This is a genomic window from Pseudoalteromonas sp. bablab_jr010 (assembly GCF_016464105.1).
GTDB classification, from domain to species: Bacteria; Pseudomonadota; Gammaproteobacteria; order Enterobacterales; family Alteromonadaceae; genus Pseudoalteromonas; species Pseudoalteromonas simplex.
Map to the genome: position 1 here is coordinate 1 of NZ_JACDWV010000129.1, position 15,454 is coordinate 15,454.

The following is a 15,454-nucleotide window of genomic DNA, read 5'->3' on the forward strand; positions in this document are numbered from 1 at the left end:
CAGATGATTGCTTTATATTGTTAAAGAACGTTGCGACGTTGTCGCTAGGGATGCGTATAATACATCCTTAAATTTTCGAGTCAACACTTAATTTTAAACTTTCTTTTTAGACCGTTTTAAACCGAAGTTTTACTTAACTCTCTGTCACTTTGTTCAGCGCTTTTCATTGCTGCCCGCCGTGTCAGTGGATGCGCATTATAGGGATGCGAAGAATTAACGCAAGCACTTTTTGGAGGTTTTTTTGATTATTTTCGAATTAGTACAATAACCATACAAATAAAGGGCTACAGAGGGGTTTTAGCTCAAAAAGCAGTCATTTTTGTGAGGATAAAATGGCATAGAAAAAGCGACATACATTAAATTAGCTATGTCGCTTTTTATTTTTATAAGGCGGATTAGTTAGTAGAAATTTCCCAAACAGCGATTGAACCCGAAATTTCATTACCAACAACTAGCAATGCTTCATTCGTTGCACTTTGTTCTGCAGGTATAAATGTCATACCTTCAGGAGCAAGATCACCTGTTATATCTGCATCAGCTTCTAGGCCACGATTAAAAAAGTAATCTTGGAATGTCACATTGTATGGATTAGTAATATCAAACACCATAATGCCACCCATACGCTCTAACCCGATAAATGCAAATGTACGTTCGCCAATCGTACCCAGTGCTAACGCTTCTGGTTCTGCACCTTTGTCATCAGAGCGACTATCACCGTCATTTTCATCTTCGTTATTATTGAATGCTGCTCCGTGAACTGATGCAGTAATACGTGAGATTTGATCGCCCGAGTCAAAAACCACCATGCCGTTACTATCCCAAATAGTAAAAGAGCGGGCTCCATATGCATAGAGTGATTCATATTCGCCATTATTATCTTCATCACCTTTAACAGTGGTCACTTTTAAACGGCCAATATCACTGTTGTCATTGTTCAGGTAATCAAAATTGCTTGCCAGTGTTAAGTCTTTAGCTCTGGTTTCATCTATATATGATAAACAACCATCATCTTCATCATAATCTAGACCACCCTTTGCTAAACAATCAGCTTCGTCGGTTGTATCAAAGAAGTATTCTCGTGCATCACCTTCGTTCGCTGTGACAATAAAGTTAGCACCTTTCCAGGTGAAGCTTGAAATCGTATCTGGTTGATACATGCCATAGAGACCAGGGTACGATTTAAAGTTAACACCACCGTCTTTATCTGATGCATCAAAAAGTAAATTAGACCAATCTTTAAATCCTAAGCCTTTGAGCTCTAGGCTATTATCTTCAAGATTGACGATAGCAAGGGCGTTATTTTCTTGTAGTGACACGTAGGCAAACTTATTGTCTTTTGAAATGCTAATGTATTCAGGTTCTAAATCCATTGCTACGGTCGTATTAATCAAGTTACCGTTGATTGTTCGACCTGTTGGGTTAGCAAATACAATCCCAAGTTCTTCAAGCTCTGCTTGTTTGTCGTTATAAGCCGAAAAAGTAATGCTAATAGCAGTATCTGCAATTACACCATCATTAATATTAATAATGCTGATAGAGCCTTCAGGGTCAATACTGTAGTCACCATTAGGTTCGCCTTCATTTGCAACCAATACTTTATTGCCATCATGGCTAAAAGTAACCATGTCGGGCAGGGCGCCTACAGTGACATTTTTAATAAACTGAGGCTCGTCGCCACTAATATCATAAAATGCGATTAAACCTGCATCACCGGTATTACTAGCTGCCATTGCAACGGCTAAAAGTTCATTATTAGCATCAATCGCGATACTGTTCGCATCACCCACACTGTGCTCATTAAGTGCAAGGGTAATCTCTGAGGTTAAATTAGTGCCGTTTATAACCCCTTCGTTATCTTTAACTAAAGCTGCACGGTCAAAGCTATCGGCTTTCATGATATTAACGACCGCAGAATCACCGGAACTATTGATAGCAAATATTCGTTGTTTAGATGCTTGGTAAGCAACAATTTCCGCAGCACCTTCAGGGCTTTCTGCGTTCAGCACTGCACGGCCGATAAGATTTATAGTTAAAGCAGCGTTTGCATCTGTACCATTTGCTCCGTCATTTCCGTTTGTACCATCGGTGCCATTTACTCCATCAGTTCCATTTTGACCTGCAGGACCTTGCTCACCTTGTAGGCCGTCTTTGCCGTCGTCACCGTCTAATGAGCAGCCAGAAAGAATGGTTAAAAGTGATAGCGCAATAATTGATCTTTTTAACATTATTATTTTTCCTTGGAATTGTATTAGGGCAATTACAACACGCAGGCATTACAACTATATGGCACTTTTATGAGAACAAAATTTAGCCATAAAAAAAGCGAGTATAAACTCGCTTTTTATTTATAAATTAGTAGGGTAGCTCATTACTTTTTAGTTGGGCGCTTCCAACCAGTAAGGTTACGTTGTTTACCACGAGCAACTGCAAGCTGTTCGTCTTCAACTGTATTAGTAATAACCGAACCTGCGCCAACTGTTGCCATTGCACCAATATTCACAGGGGCTACCAGTGATGAGTTAGAACCGATAAAGGCGTTATCACCAATAATGGTTTTTGATTTATTTACGCCATCATAGTTACAAGTAATAGTCCCTGCGCCAATATTAACTTTTTCGCCAACTTCAGTGTCGCCTAAGTAGGTTAGGTGGTTTGCTTTTGAGCCTTTGCCTAAGCGAGTCTTTTTCATCTCAACGAAGTTACCAATGTGCGAGTCTTCTTCCATAATCGCACCAGGGCGAAGGCGGGCATATGGGCCTAAAGTGCATTTAGCAGCAACACTGGCTTCTTCAACAAGTGAGTTAGCTTTAATAACAACGTTATCGCCGATAGTACAATCTTTAAGTACGCAATTTGGGCCAATTTGTACGTTATTACCAAGCGTTACTTTACCTTCGAAAATAACATTAACGTCGATCAGTACGTCTTCGCCAGTCGTTACTTCACCACGTACATCAATACGAGCAGGATCAGCAAGTGTTGCGCCGTTTAGCATTAGCTCTTCTGCTTGCCATGCTTGGTATGCACGTTCAAGTGCTGAAAGTTGTACGCGATTATTAGCACCTTCAACTTCCATCGGATGCTCAGGCTGTGCAGAAGTAATTTCAACCCCTTCACTGTGTGCCATAGCTACAATATCAGTTAAGTAATATTCACCTTGGGCGTTGTTGTTAGATAGGTTACCTAACCAACGTTTAAGTAGCGCACCATTCGCAGCCATAATACCGGTATTGATTTCTTTAATTGCAAGTTGCTCTGGTGAAGCATCTTTTTGTTCGATAATACCTACTAGCTTGCCATTTTCACGGATCATTCGGCCATAACCTGATGGGTCATCTAAGGTAACCGTTAACACCGCTAAACCTTTTTCTGGAGTTGCAGCAAGTAGCTTTTCTAAGGTCGCGCGTTTTGTTAGTGGCACATCACCATAGAGAATTAATACGGTGTCATCATCGGCAATGTGTTCTTTAGCAACAGCGACAGCATGACCCGTACCGAGTTGTTCTTCTTGTAATACCCAGTTTACTTGGTTGTGCGATAGGGCTTCTTGAAGCTGCTCACGGCCATGACCGTAAACAAGATTTGTTTCACGAGCACCAAGGGCAGTGGCATTATCGATAACGTGCTGAACCATAGGTTTGCCAGCAACTTTGTGTAATACCTTAGGTAGAGCAGAGCGCATGCGGGTGCCTTTACCCGCAGCAAGAATAACGGTAGTCAGAGACATTAAAACAATATCCTTCTTTCTTTGTTTTAGGTGTGCAATATTTTGTGAGTTCTGGGAAACATACAAAGTTGTGTAAGTCACATCATGTGTAAATACGCAATCCTAATGTGTTGGACTGAACCTTGAATGAAACAGCTATTCACTATTAATTTACACTATTGTAGCGAGCTTTGATGAAGGATATAAGTATAAATATAAAGTAGGGTGCTAAACGGTGAATTTTAGGCACAAAAAAGCCCACGTTGAGTGGGCTTTTCGAAAACCGAGTAGGCTTACTTTTTACGTAATTGTTGAATTACGCGAAGTTGAGCGATTGCTTCAGCAAGTTGCACTGCAGCTTGTTGATAATCTAACTCAGCAGTTGACGTATTCGCCATTTGCTCTTCAGCATCACGTTTAGCTTTTTCAGCCGCTTGCTCGTCTAGGTCTTCACCACGTACTGCAGTATCTGCAAGAATCGTGATGCGATCCGGTTGAACTTCTAGCGTGCCGCCAGCAATATACATCACGTCTTCGTGACCAAATTGCTTAACTAAACGTACCATACCAGGTTTTAGGGCAGTTAATAATGGAGCGTGACCATAGTTAACACCAAGGTCACCTTCACTACCACTCACTTGAATCGATTCAACCAGACCAGAGAACAAGCTCTCTTCTGCGCTTACTACGTCAAGATGTACAGTCATAGCCGCCATACTACCCTCCTAATTACATGCTTTTGGCTTTTTCTTGAGCTTCTTCAATAGAGCCAACCATGTAGAACGCTTGCTCTGGCATATCATCAAACTCACCGTTTAAGATACCTTTGAAGCCAGCAATTGTGTCTTTAAGTGACACGTATTTACCAGGCGCGCCTGTGAATACCTCAGCAACGAAGAACGGCTGAGATAGGAAACGCTGGATTTTACGTGCACGAGATACAACTTGCTTATCTTCGTCAGAAAGCTCGTCCATACCTAGGATTGCGATGATGTCTTTAAGTTCTTTATAACGTTGAAGAACTGTTTGAACGCCACGCGCTGTATCGTAGTGCTCTTGACCGATTACTAGTGGGTCAAGTTGACGTGAAGATGAATCAAGTGGGTCTACCGCAGGGTAGATACCAAGTGAAGCGATATCACGAGAAAGTACTACTGTTGCATCTAAGTGAGCAAACGTTGTTGCTGGAGATGGGTCAGTTAAGTCATCCGCAGGTACGTATACCGCTTGGATTGAAGTGATTGAACCCGTCTTAGTAGATGCGATACGCTCTTGAAGTACACCCATTTCTTCAGCAAGAGTTGGTTGGTAACCTACTGCTGAAGGCATACGACCTAGAAGTGCTGATACCTCTGTACCCGCTAGAGTATAACGGTAGATGTTATCAACGAAGAAAAGTACGTCACGACCTTCGTCACGGAACTTCTCTGCCATAGTAAGACCTGTTAACGCTACGCGTAAACGGTTACCCGGTGGCTCATTCATTTGACCGTATACTAGAGATACTTTATCTAGTACGTTTGAGTCGTTCATCTCATGGTAGAAGTCATTACCCTCACGAGTACGCTCACCAACACCTGCGAATACTGAGTAACCGCTGTGCTCGATTGCGATGTTACGGATAAGTTCCATCATGTTTACGGTTTTACCAACACCGGCACCACCGAATAGACCAACTTTACCACCTTTAGCGAATGGACATACAAGGTCGATTACCTTGATACCAGTCTCTAAAAGTTCTACTGAACTTGATTGTTCTTCATAAGAAGGTGCTGCACGGTGAATAGACATACGCTCTTCTTCACCAATTGGACCAGCTTCATCAATAGGGTTACCTAATACGTCCATGATACGACCTAGTGTCTTCGTACCTACTGGAACGTGGATTGGCTGACCTGTACCTTCTACTGCAGTACCACGACGTAAACCGTCAGTAGTACCAAGTGCGATACCACGTACCACACCGCCACCTAGCTGTTGTTGAACTTCTAAAGTTAAACCAGCTAAGTCGCCATCTGTTACTTTTAGTGCGTCATATACGGCTGGCACGTTGTCTTGTGGAAATTCGATATCCACAACGGCGCCGATAATTTGGACGACCTTACCTAAACTCATGTCTATTCCTCTCATTAAACTTTGCCGAAGCGTTAAACTGCTGCCGAACCGCCAACAATCTCACTAATTTCTTGTGTGATTGCAGCTTGACGAGCCTTGTTATAAACAAGCTGTAACTCATCCATAAGGTCGCCTGCGTTATCAGTTGCAGCTTTCATTGCAACCATACGGGCAGCCTGTTCAGAGGCAGCGTTCTCAACTACACCTTGGTATACTTGAGACTCAATAAAGCGTACTAACAGAGCTTCTAAAATCGCTTCTGGGTTTGGCTCATATAAGTAATCCCAAGAATGTTGAGATACTTCTTCTTCAGCTTTTGGCAAAGGGAGTAACTGATCGATTGTTGGCTCTTGCTTCATAGTATTAACGAACTTGTTAAATACTACGTATAAGCGGTCAATTTTACCTTCAGAGTATGCATCTAGCATTGTCTTTACAGGACCAATAACGTCTTGTAGTGAAGGTGTATCTCCTAAGTTCGCTTTTTTAGCGACTAACTTACCGCCAAAACGTTGGAAAAAGCCAGCTGCTTTGCTACCTAAAGTAGTAAATTCAGCTTCAACGCCTTTTTCTTTCCACGCTTTAACATCTAGGGCAACTTTTTTGAACTCGTTTGAGTTCAAGCCACCACATAGACCACGGTCAGTAGAGATAACAATATAACCAACTCGTTTTACTTCACGCTCTTCTAAGAAAGGGTGAGTAAAATCAAGATTTGCTTGAGCAACACGACCAATCACTTGGCGTAAGTTTTCAGCGTATGGACGGCTTGACGCCACACGTTCCTGCGCTTTTTTCATTTTAGACGCAGCAACCATTTCCATTGCGCTGGTGATCTTTTGAGTATTCTTGATACTCCCGATCTTGCTTTTAATCTCTTTTCCGCTGGCCATGACTCTCTCTCCGAATCAGGTGGGCTTTAGTTGCCTAAAGCTCACCATTCATAACTAAATTACCAAGTTTGCGTCGACTTGAACTTCTCTAGAAGTTCTTTAAGTTGAGCTTCAATCTCAGCGTTGTAGTTACCAGTTTCATTGATTTGAGCCATTAGCTCTGCGTATGTGCTGTTTGCGTAAGAAATTAGGCCAGCTTCGAAATCCATGATTTTCGCGATTTCGATGTCTTTTAGGTAGCCTTTTTCAGCAGCAAATAGCGACAGAGACATTTCAGCAACAGACATTGGTGCGTACTGTTTCTGCTTCATTAGCTCTGTTACGCGCTCACCATGCTCTAATTGAGCACGTGTTGCATCGTCAAGGTCAGACGCGAACTGCGAGAACGCAGCTAATTCACGGTACTGAGCTAACGCTAGACGGATACCACCACCTAGTTTCTTAACGATTTTAGTTTGCGCTGCACCACCAACACGAGATACCGAGATACCAGCGTTAACAGCTGGACGGATACCTGAGTTGAATAAGTCAGTTTCTAAGAAGATCTGACCATCGGTGATAGAGATAACGTTTGTCGGTACGAACGCAGAAACGTCGCCGCCTTGAGTTTCAATGATTGGCAATGCCGTCAATGAACCTGTTTTACCTTTCACTTCACCATTAGTGAACTTCTCAACGTAATCAGCGTTTACACGTGATGCACGCTCTAGAAGACGTGAGTGAAGGTAGAATACGTCACCTGGGTATGCTTCACGGCCTGGTGGACGCTTAAGTAGTAATGAGATTTGACGGTAAGCAACAGCTTGCTTAGATAAATCATCATATACGATTAGCGCGTCTTCACCACGGTCACGGAAGTATTCACCCATAGTACAACCAGAGAATGGTGCTAGGTACTGAAGTGCCGCAGATTCAGAAGCAGATGCAACAACAACAATCGTGTTTTCTAATGCACCGTGCTCTTCTAACTTACGTACTACGTTAGCGATAGTAGATGCTTTTTGACCAACTGCAACGTACACACACTTAACGCCTGTACCTTTTTGGTTGATGATAGCATCGATTGCTAATGCAGTTTTACCAGTTTGGCGGTCACCGATCACAAGCTCACGTTGACCACGACCTACTGGGATCATCGCATCGATAGATTTATAACCAGTTTGTACTGGCTCATCTACTGATTGACGTTCGATAACGCCTGGTGCGATTTTCTCAACAGGTTCAAAACCGTCGTTATCTAAAGCGCCTTTACCGTCGATAGGTGCACCTAGTGTGTTAACAACACGACCAAGTAGACCACGACCAACAGGAACCTCTAGGATACGACCAGTTGATTTAACTTTTACGCCTTCTTTAAGGTCAGCGTAAGGACCCATTACTACAGCACCTACTGAGTCACGCTCAAGGTTTAGTGCGATAGCATAACGGTTGCCAGGAAGCTCGATCATCTCACCTTGCATACAGTCAGCAAGACCGTGGATGCGGATGATACCGTCAGTAACAGATACGATAGTACCTTCGTTACGAGCTTCACTTACAACTTCGAACTGCTCAATACGTTGTTTGATCAGATCTGAAATTTCAGTGGAATTAAGTTGCATGCTCTTTTTCCCAATTACGATTGTAGTGATGTAGCTAAGCGGGCTAATTTGCCACGTACTGAGCCGTCGATTACAGTGTCACCCGCCTTAATGATAAGACCGCCAACAACTGTAGTATCTTCACTACAATTCAGCTTAACTTTGCGTGCGAAACGTTTTTCAAGTGCCGCTACCAATGTTGCTTGCTGCTCAGCAGCAAGCGGTGTTGCAGAAATCACGTCAACGTCGATTTCTTTGTCGTAGTCCGCTTTAAATTCAGCGAATAACTCAGCAACAGCAGGCAGTGCAACTAAACGTCCATTTTCAGCCATCACCTTGATTAGGTTCTGACCTTGTTCGTTGAGCTGCTCTGCACAGATCTTGATAAACAGATCTGCTTGTTCAGTAGCAGTAGGCAATCCAGCTAGCGCGGCAGCGGCTTGCTCGTTGCTGGCAACGTGGCCAGCAAAGAACAGCATGTCGTTCCAACTTTCAACAGTGCCTTTTTCAACGGCAAGTTCAAAAGCCGCTTTAGCGTATGGGCGAGCGATAGTAGCCAATTCAGACATGCTCATACCCTCCTAATTACAGCTCAGCGACAAGTTTTTCAACGATGTCACTGTGTGCGGCTTGATTGATTTCGCGCTCTAAAATCTTCTCAGCACCAACCACTGCCAGCGTCGCTACTTGTTTACGTAGTTCTTCTGTTACACGGTTACGCTCTGCTTCGATTTCAGAGTGCCCTTGAGCAATAATTTTTTCACGCTCTTGTTGACCACGAACAGTTTCTTCGTCAACGATTAGCGTGGCACGCTTTTTAGCTTGTTCAATGATATCAGCCGCTTGAGCTTTTGCCTCTTTAAGCTGCTCAGCAGCTTTCTTTTGCGCAAGTTCTAAGTCTTTTTCGGCTCTATCAGAGGCAGCTAAACCATCTTCGATTTTCTTCTGGCGAGCTTCAATTGCACCATTTAGTGGTGGCCATACGTATTTCATACAGAAAAGTACGAAAACCGTAAATGCAATTAATTCACCGATAAGAGTGGCTGTTAAGTTCACGACCGCTCCTCCTTAAAATAGTAAGCTGTTCAAAAAATAATATTAAAGTACGAACAACAATACCATTGCGATACCAACACCGATCATAGCTACGGCATCGATTAGACCAGCAAGGATGAACATCTTAACTTGTAATGAAGGTGCAAGTTCAGGTTGACGAGCACAAGCTTCTAGGAATTTACCACCCATGTTACCGAAGCCGATAGCAGTACCGATTGCACCGAAGCCGATAAGTAGAGCGACAGCGATGTACTTAAGACCAATCATTAGTTCCATTTTTTTCTCCAAAGTTTCAATTGTAAATTAAAGTTAAAATTTAAAAGTGTAAAAAATTAGTGATTATCTGAGCTTGCCATGCTTAGGTATACGATTGTAAGCATCATGAATACGAATGCTTGCAGTACGATTACTAAGATGTGGAATACAGCCCAAATAAAGTGCAACGGTAGTTGCATTAAACCAACTGCGCCGATCAAGATGAAAATCAACTCACCAGCATATAAGTTACCGAATAAACGCAGTGCTAACGAGAACGGCTTAGCAACTAAAGCGATTGTTTCTAGTAATAAGTTACATGGGATTAAGAACACCATCGCTAGCTTGTTATTAGAGCTAAACGGGTGAAGCGTTAATTCAGCTAAGAATCCGCCAATCCCTTTGATTTTGATTGCGTAACCGATCATCAGAATGAATACACCAATAGCAAGTGCAGCAGTCATGTTGATGTCTGTGGTAGGTACAATCTTCATGTAAACGTCGTGAGAATCCATACCAAATGCTTGCTCGCCAACGAAGCCAGCGAATGCAGGTAGGAAATCAACCGGAATCAAGTCCATTAAGTTCATTAAGAACACCCAAACGAAAATCGTTAGAGCTAATGGAGCGATTAATGCGCTTTTACCGTGGTATGTATCACGTACGTTGTCGCCAACGAACTCAACGATCATTTCAATGAAACACTGAAATTTACCAGGTACACCGGTATTTGCTTTCTTAGCGGCACTACGGAAGATCCATAAAAATACAAGACCTAGACCGATTGACCATGCGAGGGTATCTATATTCCATGTCCAGAAACCACTGTCTGCACACGCTTTGTTGAAGGCAAGACCAGCGTCGGTCGAGCACATCTTAGCGTTAGTTAAGTGGTGCTGAATATGGCTTGATAGAGTTACTTCTTCTGCAGCCATGTTATATCCCAAAAGTTAATGATTAAAAAAAACGGGCGCAAACAATCCGCTAAATAACACCAATACATAAACACAGAAAAACGGTAATAAAACGACCGTGTAAGACTTCAGTATCAGTGCAAACAAAACGATTGTTAGCATAAATTTTAATCCGTTGCCGCGCTTTAGCGAGGCATACACTTGATTTACTCGACTTGCACCCATATAACGGAATGCATAGACAGCAAATACAAAATTAGGGAGTAGTGCAACAGCTCCGCCAGCAAGCGCTGACTGGCCGGCATTGACTCCCCAACCTATAAAAACAATTACTGCAGCGATTAATGCTACGATACCCTGAAGACAAATTAATTTAAATGCGGCAAGCCTATACGGCCTTGCTAACCTATTAGTCACGTTTTGTTAACCTTTAGAACGTTAAATTGTCAGGGTATGAAAACTGGCGAAATTATACTGATTCCTACCAGTTTTGCAACTTGAGTCGACCCTTTGTAGTGCAAAAACACCACAAATGTCTCTTTTTGGACATGTTATTAATTAATGACGGGAATAGTCTTAATTTATACGGCTTAAAATGCCATCCAACTCATCAAGAGTTGTATAAGAGATAACCAGTTTGCCTTTGCCTTTTTTATTGTAGTTTATTTCTACTTTGGCGCCTAAATTTTCAGCAAGTTTTTGTTCTAACTGTTTGACATCCGGATCTTTTTCTTGCGCTTCTTTTTTCGGAGCTGGTTCTAAGATAGAGCGAACTAATTTCTCAGTTTCACGAACAGTCAACGCTTTAGCAACCGCTAATCTAGCAGCATCTGACTGCGCTTCGCCTTCAAGTGCCAATAAACAACGTGCATGACCCATTTCGATGTCGCCATGCTCTAACAAGATTTTAACATCTTCGTTAAGGTTATTTAGACGTAGTAAATTAGTCACAGTCGTACGCGATTTACCAACTGCTTCGGCGACTTGTTGATGAGTGAGTTCAAATTCGTTAAGTAAACGATTTAATGCTATCGCTTCTTCCATCGCGTTTAGGTCTTCACGTTGGATATTTTCAATCAATGCGATAGCAACGGCTGCTTCATCTGGTACATCTTTGATGATACATGGAACAGCATCTAATTTTGCAAGTTGAGCAGCACGCCAACGACGCTCACCAGCAATAATTTCATATTTGTCTGCACCAATTTGGCGCACAACAATTGGCTGAATGATACCTTGAGCACGAATTGAGCTGGCTAACTCTTCTAGCGCTTCTTCAGACATGTCTTTACGCGGTTGATATTTACCCGATTGTAAAAACTCAATCGCTAATTTTTGCAGCTCACCTTTGCTTTGCTCTGCAACTACTTCAGAGACTTGCTCTGGTGTTGCTGTCGCTTGTTGCTGATTATTTGCACTTGGGGCAGGTTTTGATGAACTTAATAAAGCGTCGAGTCCTCGGCCTAAACCGCGTTTTTTAGCAGACATGTTATTTTTTTACCTCGAAGTTAGGCTACTGCTGAAGATGTTTTCTCTTTTCTACGTAACATTTCGCCGGCTAGGGCTAAGTAAGCTTTAGCACCACTTGATGCACGGTCATAATACATGGCAGGGGCACCAAAACTCGGCGCTTCTGCTAAACGGACATTACGTGGGATAACGGTACGATATACTTTATCGCCAAAATGTTGTTTTAATTGTTCTGATACATCATTTGCAAGGCGATTGCGCGGATCATACATGGTGCGCAAAATCCCTTCAATTGTTAACGCTGGATTTACTAGCTTAGATAGCTGCGTAATGGTATCCATTAATGCCGTTAAACCTTCAAGGGCATAATACTCACATTGCATCGGAACTAAAATCGAATCTGCGGCAGCCATGGCATTAACAGTAAGCATGTTAAGTGAAGGCGGGCAGTCGATAAAAATGAAATCGTATTGATCTTGAATTTGTTCAAGCGCATTACGTAAACGCACTTCACGAGCAAACAATTCCATTAGTTTAACTTCAGCGGCAGTCACATCGCCATTAGCAGCAATTAAGTGATACTCACCTGAGGTTTCTTTATTGATCACTTCATCGATTGGTGTTTCTTCAATCAATAAATCGTAAATAGTCGCAACATCACCGTATTTATCGACACCACTACCCATGGTAGCGTTTCCTTGCGGATCAAGATCGATTAATAACACTTTACGCTTCGTCGCGGCCATCGATGCCGCGAGATTCACAGCGGTGGTTGTTTTACCAACACCACCTTTTTGGTTTGCTAATGCGATGACTTTTGCCACAGTGCTCTGATCCCTAGTCTTTAGATAGAATGATTAGATGTCTTTGCGCATCTAACTCAGGTACTTCCAAGCTGATTTTTTCATCAAACTTAATACCTTTCGGTAATGAGTCTAGTTCTTCGCTCGGAAATACGCCTTTTAAGGCGATAAATTTACCTGAATGATCAATCAAGTGCGCACACCAGTCAACCATATCTTGTAAAGAGGCGAATGCACGACTTAATACACCATCTAATTTAACACTTGGTTGATATTCTTCAACTCTAGACTGCACTGGGGTTACATTTTCAAGGCCAAGTGCATGTTTTACCTGCATCAAAAAGCGCACGCGTTTACCTAAACTATCTAACAATACAAATTGTGTATCAGGTAAAGCGATGGCTAATACGATACCCGGTAAACCAGGACCGGTACCTACATCAATGTAATGTTTGCCTTTAAGGTGTGGTGCAACAACTAAGCTATCCATAATATGCTTAACCATCATTTCTTCAGGTAAACGAACAGAGGTTAAGTTATACGCTTTGTTCCACTTGTCTAATAATTCAACATATTGCACAAGTTGTTGTTGCTGTTTTTCTGTTAGCGCAATATCAGTTTGCGCTAACAGCGAAGTTAATTGTTGTTGTAACACTGTATTCCTCACCAACTACGCAGTCTTGCGCAGTAAGCCTTGCTTTTTCAGATAGACTAATAATAGCGAAATAGCAGCAGGGGTGATACCTGAAATACGTGACGCTTGGCCAATTGTATCTGGACGACTATCTGTAAGCTTTGCGATAACCTCATTTGATAAGCCAGAAACAGTTGAATAATCAAAGTCTTTTGGTAATACAGTTTGTTCATGACGTAGCTGCTTATTGATCTCATCTTGCTGACGAGCAATATAGCCTGCGTACTTAGTATGGATCTCAACTTGCTCAAGTGCAGCTTGGTTATCAAACTCAGAACCTAAACCATCGATTGCCATTAAGTCGTTATAACGAATTTCAGGGCGGCGGATCAGATCTTCAAGGCTCGCTTCACGAGTCAGTGGTGTTTTTAATAACGCATTTACTTGATCAACAGCAACGTGATCTTTGTGGATCCATGTTTCTTTTAAACGTTGCGTTTCTTTTTCGATGATTTCCATTTTTTCGTTAAATGCAGCCCAACGAGCATCGTCAACTAAGCCAAGTTCACGGCCTTTTTCAGTTAAACGAATGTCGGCATTATCTTCACGAAGTAATAAACGGTATTCAGCACGGCTAGTAAACATACGGTATGGTTCTTTAGTACCTAATGTTGCTAAGTCGTCAATGAGTACACCTGTGTATGCTTCATCACGGCGAGGTGTCCATGACTCTTTACCTTGTACTTGTAATGCCGCATTCATACCCGCAATTAAACCTTGCGCGCCAGCTTCTTCGTAACCGGTTGTACCATTAATTTGGCCTGCGAAGAATAAACCATTAATAAACTTAGTTTCTAATGATTGCTTTAAGTCGCGCGGATCAAAGAAGTCATACTCAATTGCATAACCAGGACGACAAATATGTGCATTTTCAAAACCAGTGATTGATTGCACAATTTCAAGCTGTACATCAAACGGTAAGCTCGTTGAAATACCATTTGGATATAATTCGTATGATGTTAAACCTTCTGGCTCAACAAAGATTTGATGTTTGTCTTTATCAGCAAAACGTACGATCTTATCTTCGATTGAAGGGCAGTAACGCGGACCAATACCTTCAATTACACCTGAATACATAGGTGAGCGATGTAAGTTATTGCGGATCACATCATGTGTTTTTTCATTTGTATAAGTGATGTAACACGGGATCTGCTGTGGGTGATCCGATTGTTTACCCATAAATGAGAATACAGGCGTTGGGGTATCACCTGGCTGTTCTTGCATCTTGCTAAAATCAACAGTTCGCGCATCAATACGAGGAGGTGTGCCTGTTTTTAAGCGATCAACACGGAAAGGTAATTCACGTAATCGCTCAGCAAGTGCAATTGAAGGTGGATCACCGGCACGACCGCCTTTGAAGTTCTCTAAACCAATATGGATCTGACCACCTAAGAAAGTACCTACGGTAAGAACCACAGAAGGCGCGCTAAAACGAAGACCCATTTGCGTTACAACACCGATTACTCGATCACCTTCAACGATTAGATCGTCACATGATTGTTGGAAGATCTTTAAGTTTTCTTGATGTTGTAAAGTATGTTGAATAGCTGCTTTATACAAAGCACGGTCAGCTTGTGCACGTGTAGCACGTACTGCAGGGCCTTTAGATGAGTTTAAAGTACGAAATTGAATACCACCTTTATCAATAGCCTGAGCCATTGCACCACCAAGAGCATCGATCTCTTTAACTAAATGGCCTTTACCAATACCGCCAATTGCCGGATTACAAGACATTTGACCAAGGGTATCCATATTATGAGTTAGCAATAGGGTATTCATGCCCATGCGAGCAGATGCTAATGCAGCTTCAGTACCTGCATGTCCACCACCTACAACAATAACATCAAAACGTTCGTGAAAAATCATTTATGGGATCCTACTTAATCGACCAGCAAAACTTTGTAAAGGGAGCGTATTCTACCTAGAAATTTAGAGAAGATAAATGATTAAACAGTGCTCAAGATCTAA

At 42.1% G+C, this 15,454-nt stretch carries 15 protein-coding genes; all 15 read right to left on the minus strand.

Annotated features, from left to right (window positions below; genetic code table 11):
* Positions 1 to 395: 395 nt before the first annotated feature.
* Positions 396 to 2,225: a choice-of-anchor I family protein gene (locus tag JIG37_RS11160; protein ID WP_199529377.1), complete on the minus strand. Its 1,830-nt coding sequence runs from the start codon at positions 2,223 to 2,225 to the stop codon at positions 396 to 398.
* 143 nt (positions 2,226 to 2,368) lie between these two features.
* Positions 2,369 to 3,727 (minus strand): bifunctional UDP-N-acetylglucosamine diphosphorylase/glucosamine-1-phosphate N-acetyltransferase GlmU, encoded by a 1,359-nt coding sequence (glmU, locus tag JIG37_RS11165; RefSeq protein ID WP_199529378.1) that lies wholly within the window; start codon positions 3,725 to 3,727, stop codon positions 2,369 to 2,371.
* A 272-nt stretch (positions 3,728 to 3,999) separates the two neighbouring features.
* Positions 4,000 to 4,422 carry a F0F1 ATP synthase subunit epsilon gene (locus JIG37_RS11170; protein ID WP_054554812.1) on the minus strand — a complete coding sequence of 141 codons (423 nt, stop codon included), beginning with the start codon at positions 4,420 to 4,422 and terminating at the stop codon, positions 4,000 to 4,002.
* Between the two features lie 13 nt (positions 4,423 to 4,435).
* A complete protein-coding gene (gene atpD / locus JIG37_RS11175; RefSeq protein ID WP_054554811.1) occupies positions 4,436 to 5,821 on the minus strand; it encodes a F0F1 ATP synthase subunit beta in 1,386 nt (461 codons plus the stop codon).
* Positions 5,822 to 5,853: 32 nt separating this feature from the next.
* On the minus strand, positions 5,854 to 6,714 hold the full coding sequence (gene atpG / locus JIG37_RS11180) for a F0F1 ATP synthase subunit gamma (RefSeq protein WP_054554810.1): 861 nt from the start codon (positions 6,712 to 6,714) through the stop codon (positions 5,854 to 5,856).
* A 59-nt stretch (positions 6,715 to 6,773) separates the two neighbouring features.
* Positions 6,774 to 8,315 carry a F0F1 ATP synthase subunit alpha gene (gene atpA, locus JIG37_RS11185; RefSeq protein ID WP_054554809.1) on the minus strand — a complete coding sequence of 514 codons (1,542 nt, stop codon included), beginning with the start codon at positions 8,313 to 8,315 and terminating at the stop codon, positions 6,774 to 6,776.
* A gap of 14 nt (positions 8,316 to 8,329) precedes the next feature.
* Positions 8,330 to 8,863, minus strand: coding sequence for a F0F1 ATP synthase subunit delta (gene atpH, locus JIG37_RS11190; RefSeq protein WP_054554808.1), 534 nt, complete (start codon positions 8,861 to 8,863; stop codon positions 8,330 to 8,332).
* Between the two features lie 16 nt (positions 8,864 to 8,879).
* Positions 8,880 to 9,350 carry a F0F1 ATP synthase subunit B gene (atpF, locus tag JIG37_RS11195; RefSeq protein ID WP_054554807.1) on the minus strand — a complete coding sequence of 157 codons (471 nt, stop codon included), beginning with the start codon at positions 9,348 to 9,350 and terminating at the stop codon, positions 8,880 to 8,882.
* A gap of 42 nt (positions 9,351 to 9,392) precedes the next feature.
* Positions 9,393 to 9,626 carry a F0F1 ATP synthase subunit C gene (gene atpE / locus JIG37_RS11200; RefSeq protein WP_010561330.1) on the minus strand — a complete coding sequence of 78 codons (234 nt, stop codon included), beginning with the start codon at positions 9,624 to 9,626 and terminating at the stop codon, positions 9,393 to 9,395.
* A gap of 56 nt (positions 9,627 to 9,682) precedes the next feature.
* Positions 9,683 to 10,540: a F0F1 ATP synthase subunit A gene (gene atpB / locus JIG37_RS11205; RefSeq protein WP_054554806.1), complete on the minus strand. Its 858-nt coding sequence runs from the start codon at positions 10,538 to 10,540 to the stop codon at positions 9,683 to 9,685.
* A 15-nt stretch (positions 10,541 to 10,555) separates the two neighbouring features.
* Complete coding sequence (locus tag JIG37_RS11210; protein WP_054554805.1) at positions 10,556 to 10,936, minus strand: ATP synthase subunit I; 381 nt, start codon at positions 10,934 to 10,936, stop codon at positions 10,556 to 10,558.
* A 159-nt stretch (positions 10,937 to 11,095) separates the two neighbouring features.
* Positions 11,096 to 12,007, minus strand: coding sequence for a ParB/RepB/Spo0J family partition protein (locus JIG37_RS11215; RefSeq protein WP_199529379.1), 912 nt, complete (start codon positions 12,005 to 12,007; stop codon positions 11,096 to 11,098).
* 20 nt (positions 12,008 to 12,027) lie between these two features.
* Positions 12,028 to 12,813 (minus strand): ParA family protein, encoded by a 786-nt coding sequence (locus JIG37_RS11220; RefSeq protein WP_054554803.1) that lies wholly within the window; start codon positions 12,811 to 12,813, stop codon positions 12,028 to 12,030.
* 13 nt (positions 12,814 to 12,826) lie between these two features.
* Positions 12,827 to 13,447 (minus strand): 16S rRNA (guanine(527)-N(7))-methyltransferase RsmG, encoded by a 621-nt coding sequence (rsmG, locus tag JIG37_RS11225; RefSeq protein ID WP_054554802.1) that lies wholly within the window; start codon positions 13,445 to 13,447, stop codon positions 12,827 to 12,829.
* A gap of 15 nt (positions 13,448 to 13,462) precedes the next feature.
* The gene (gene mnmG / locus JIG37_RS11230; RefSeq protein WP_054554801.1) at positions 13,463 to 15,352 is read right to left on the minus strand and encodes a tRNA uridine-5-carboxymethylaminomethyl(34) synthesis enzyme MnmG; all 1,890 of its coding nucleotides are present in this window, start codon (positions 15,350 to 15,352) and stop codon (positions 13,463 to 13,465) included.
* Positions 15,353 to 15,454 lie beyond the last annotated feature (102 nt).

Excerpts from the sequence above, each read along its gene's own strand:
- atpD (WP_054554811.1), bottom strand. The coding sequence starts at position 5,821 with ATGAGTTTAGGTAAGGTCGTCCAAATTATCGGCGCCGTTGTGGATATC.
- atpE (WP_010561330.1), bottom strand. The coding sequence starts at position 9,626 with ATGGAACTAATGATTGGTCTTAAGTACATCGCTGTCGCTCTACTTATC.
- JIG37_RS11170 (WP_054554812.1), bottom strand. The coding sequence starts at position 4,422 with ATGGCGGCTATGACTGTACATCTTGACGTAGTAAGCGCAGAAGAGAGC.
- glmU (WP_199529378.1), bottom strand. The coding sequence starts at position 3,727 with ATGTCTCTGACTACCGTTATTCTTGCTGCGGGTAAAGGCACCCGCATG.
- JIG37_RS11215 (WP_199529379.1), bottom strand. The coding sequence starts at position 12,007 with ATGTCTGCTAAAAAACGCGGTTTAGGCCGAGGACTCGACGCTTTATTA.
- atpB (WP_054554806.1), bottom strand. The coding sequence starts at position 10,540 with ATGGCTGCAGAAGAAGTAACTCTATCAAGCCATATTCAGCACCACTTA.
- atpA (WP_054554809.1), bottom strand. The coding sequence starts at position 8,315 with ATGCAACTTAATTCCACTGAAATTTCAGATCTGATCAAACAACGTATT.
- atpG (WP_054554810.1), bottom strand. The coding sequence starts at position 6,714 with ATGGCCAGCGGAAAAGAGATTAAAAGCAAGATCGGGAGTATCAAGAAT.
- mnmG (WP_054554801.1), bottom strand. The coding sequence starts at position 15,352 with ATGATTTTTCACGAACGTTTTGATGTTATTGTTGTAGGTGGTGGACAT.
- JIG37_RS11160 (WP_199529377.1), bottom strand. The coding sequence starts at position 2,225 with ATGTTAAAAAGATCAATTATTGCGCTATCACTTTTAACCATTCTTTCT.
- atpH (WP_054554808.1), bottom strand. The coding sequence starts at position 8,863 with ATGTCTGAATTGGCTACTATCGCTCGCCCATACGCTAAAGCGGCTTTT.